General features: G+C 54.1%; 1 protein-coding gene. It reads left to right on the top strand.

All coding sequences use genetic code 11. The features are described 5' to 3' along the window. Positions 1-701, top strand: a 701-nt coding sequence (locus tag RCF13_RS00210) for a hypothetical protein (RefSeq protein ID WP_308140672.1), incomplete at both ends; no start/stop codon positions are given.

The raw sequence follows: 701 nt of genomic DNA, 5'->3' as shown, positions 1-701 counted from the left end.
GATTGGGCGTTTTGCGAGCGTCCTGACCCGCAGCTTTACTGCGCAATGGGTGATGGATCGCTCGTTTCGGTCACATATGATCGTGAGCAAAAGGTCGTCGGCTTTGCAAAGCACGAGATCGCTAAAGGCTTTGTGGAAAGTGTTGCGGTTGTTCCGGGCGTCGAGGCAGGATTTGATGATCTCTATATGGTCGTTCGCCGCACGATAAACGGCCAGACAAAGCGCTACATCGAAGTTCTCGAACGTCCTTTCGATGGCGATATCGACACTATTGATGACAGTTTTCACGTCGATTGCGGTGCATCGTACAATGGCGCGCCAATTCAAACTGTGACAGGTCTTGGATTTTTGGAAGGCGAGCAAGTTATTGCTCTTGCTGACGGGAACGTTGTCGACAGTCTGACAGATGACAACGGCAATGAAACGCCGCTGATTGTGTCAGGCGGGGCCGTCACGCTGCCATATGCAGCGTCACGGATCAGCATCGGCCTTCGTTATCTCAGTCGCGCTGTGACGCTCCCCATAGCCGGACCTCAACAGGATGGCACGCTATTCGGGCGCAACAAGACTGTCATGGGCGCCATGGTTGATTTGCTCAACAGCGGCTCGTGTCGCCTCGGATGCGCTGGAGACAAAGACTGGCAACCGCCGATCACAGAGCAAGCTATGAAACGCGGAAGCGAATTGTTCGGTAGCAAGCT

The sequence above is a fragment of the Stenotrophomonas maltophilia group sp. RNC7 genome, assembly GCF_030910085.1.
GTDB lineage: Bacteria > Pseudomonadota > Gammaproteobacteria > Xanthomonadales > Xanthomonadaceae > Stenotrophomonas > Stenotrophomonas sepilia.
Note: the sequence above shows the minus strand (reverse complement) of the source record. Positions and strands in the feature narration are given on the sequence as shown.